Origin of the sequence: Geofilum rubicundum JCM 15548 (genome assembly GCF_000974365.1) — a bacterium.
Taxonomy (GTDB): Bacteria; Bacteroidota; Bacteroidia; order Bacteroidales; family Marinilabiliaceae; genus Geofilum; species Geofilum rubicundum.
The window spans coordinates 1-2477 of sequence record NZ_BAZW01000130.1 but is presented as its reverse complement, the minus strand read 5'-3'; the positions used below and the strand labels follow the sequence as shown (position 1 = coordinate 2477).

The following is a 2477-nucleotide window of genomic DNA, read 5'->3' as shown; positions in this document are numbered from 1 at the left end:
TAGTGGGGGTGAATGGTGGTTTAGGATACACAGAATACTTTGAAAATAATTAGTGACCTTAATTTTAACCTGATGGGAAATTTTACTGATTTGAAGGTATGGCAAATTGCTAAACAATTGGCTGTGGAAACATACAAAATTGTTGGTTCTTCTGCTTTGGTAAGGGATTATGGATTGAAAGATCAAATGCAGCGAGCCGCTGTTTCTATTGCTTCAAATATCGCAGAAGGAGAGGAGTTTGGCCATTCGAAAAAAGCAGTTTTCTTTTTTCACACAGCAAGAGGTTCAGTTGCTGAACTTATTACGCAGACTATTATAGCATACGAAGCTGGCTTAATTACCATTGAACAATCCGAAGTCATCCAACAAAAAGCTCACGCCATTTCCATGATGTTAAGAAATCTAATAGCCTATAGGTCTAAAAACATCCAAGGTTAATCATCGTCATGTCTTTTCCCCTATCAACCCCATCAACCCTTCTTCCCCCATCTACCCTTCTTCCCCATCTACCCTTCCCCTACCTGTAAATCCGCCCCCTATTCAGTGCTTGTCTGTAGCGGGCGGCATTGATGTTGTGCTGGCGGAGGGTTTTGGCAAAGGCGTGGTAGCCTGAGAAATCGTCCTTGGCGCACATGTACAAGTAGTCGTGCTCCTCGTGATTGAGAACGGCCTGTATGCCTTTCACCGAGGGCATACGAATGGGGCCGGGGGGGAGTCCGGCATATTTGTAGGTGTTGTAGGGTGAGTCGGTCAGCAAATCTTTGTTGAGGATGCGTTTGACGGTGAAATCTCCCATGGCAAATTTGATGGTGGGATCGGCCTGCAAACGTATGCCTTTGTCGAGTCGGTTCAGATAAAGCCCCGCTACGCGTGGCTTTTCGTCTTCACGGATGGTCTCTTCATCCACAATGGATGCCAGCGTAGCAATCTGGATGGGGGTAAGCCGCAGTTCAGATGCTTTCTGCAGGCGTTCTTCGTTCCAAAACCGTTGGTGCTCGCTGTGCATTCTTTTTAAGAAGGCTTCGGGACTGGTGGTCCAGTACATTTGGTAGGTGTTGGGCAGTATCATGCCCAAAACGGTATGGGGTTCAAAGCCCAGCTCTTCAAGAAATTCTTTATCGTTCAAGGTTTCCAGAAAGGCAGTGGAATCGGGTTCCAGTCGTCTGGCCAGCTGACCGGCCAGTTCCTGGTGGGTGCGTATGTTGTTAAAGGTGACGTTGACAGGCGCTTGCAGTCCGGCCCGCAGCATATTCACCAGTTCGTTGTTGCTCATGCCGTTGGTCAGGAGGTAGCGACCGCCCTTGGGGGCGTCGTTGTAGCTTTTGCGCCGCGCCACCCAAATAAAACCTTTTAGGTCGTCAATGGCGCCGGAGTGTTGCAACAATCCCAACACTTCCTGAAAATCGGGGTTGGTGGGCAGATAAAGCTCCACGCCCTGTTCCAGGTCGGTGGTGACATTGGGCCCAAAAATGCGGTTGTAGAAGCTCAGGGCTATCAATAAGCCAACTGCCAGCACGGCCGAAACGATCAGAAATATCACTATAGAATTCTTACCCATCAGTTGCTTTTTATTATCACTGGTTTTTAATGCCATATTATCTCATTTTTTACTCATCCTGCTTGCCTGCTGCGCATCCCGCTTCGCTTCGTCCTGCCTTGTGGGATCCCGCTACGCTATACCTCCCAACCTAATAATCCTTTCTACCCTTTTTACCCTACTCACCCTTCCCACCCTTCCCACCACTCAGCCTTCCCCCCACAAAGTAAACGCTTTTTTCAATTTTTCTAATCAAAAATGGGTCCACTATTATTGTTGAAAAAAATCTGCCTTTGCATAGTTGAATAATAGCGGGGGTTGGGTTATCTTTGGCCTAGAATTGAAATTTGAAAATTATTATACAAACATAAAGACAAAACGATATGAATAGTAAAATAGTATTATTAGCGGTTACAGTGGTTTTTATTATTTCGTCGTGCGCCAGTATGCGCAAGGGTAGTAGTCGGTTCGACAGTAGCGAATCTCTTTATGTGCAGGAAGATGAGCCGCCAAAGGTGGCTGTGGCAGAGGATAAATCGCTTGAGCCGGCCATTGTGGTGCGCCAGGAAAGAGTAAAGCCGGTGGAGCATAGCGGTCCGGGCTACGATTATTACGTTATTGTGGGTTCTTTTCAGGTGCTGGACAATGCCCGCCGTTTTAGAACGGATTTGATTCAGGAGGGTTTTACGCCCATGATGCTGGAGAGTGAGGAGGGCTTTTACCGTGTTTCGGTGGCGGCTTTTAATGATGAGTTGGCGGCCCGGGAGCGACTGGGTGAAATTCGTCGCCGGCATGAAAAGTATAATGATGTGTGGTTGTTGATTAGTATGTAAGGTTATTAGGTCGATAGGTTAAGAGGGCTGATGGGGCTGATAGGGGCGATTGGGTAGATGGGGCCAAGAGGGTAGATGGGGTAGATTGGGTAGGAGGGGTTGATGGA

At 47.6% G+C, this 2477-nt stretch carries 3 protein-coding genes; 2 read left to right on the top strand and 1 reads right to left on the bottom strand.

The window, feature by feature from the left end; all coding sequences use genetic code 11:
• Window positions 1-72: 72 nt before the first annotated feature.
• On the top strand, window positions 73-438 hold the full coding sequence (locus JCM15548_RS20290) for a four helix bundle protein (protein WP_062129026.1): 366 nt from the start codon (window positions 73-75) through the stop codon (window positions 436-438).
• A 79-nt stretch (window positions 439-517) separates the two neighbouring features.
• Here JCM15548_RS20290 and mltG read toward each other — a convergent pair whose 3' ends face one another.
• On the bottom strand, window positions 518-1594 hold the full coding sequence (gene mltG / locus JCM15548_RS20285; RefSeq protein ID WP_062129024.1) for an endolytic transglycosylase MltG: 1077 nt from the start codon (window positions 1592-1594) through the stop codon (window positions 518-520).
• A gap of 326 nt (window positions 1595-1920) precedes the next feature.
• Here mltG and JCM15548_RS20280 point away from each other — a divergent pair, with 326 nt between their 5' ends.
• A complete protein-coding gene (locus tag JCM15548_RS20280; protein WP_062129022.1) occupies window positions 1921-2370 on the top strand; it encodes an SPOR domain-containing protein in 450 nt (149 codons plus the stop codon).
• Window positions 2371-2477: the final 107 nt, after the last annotated feature.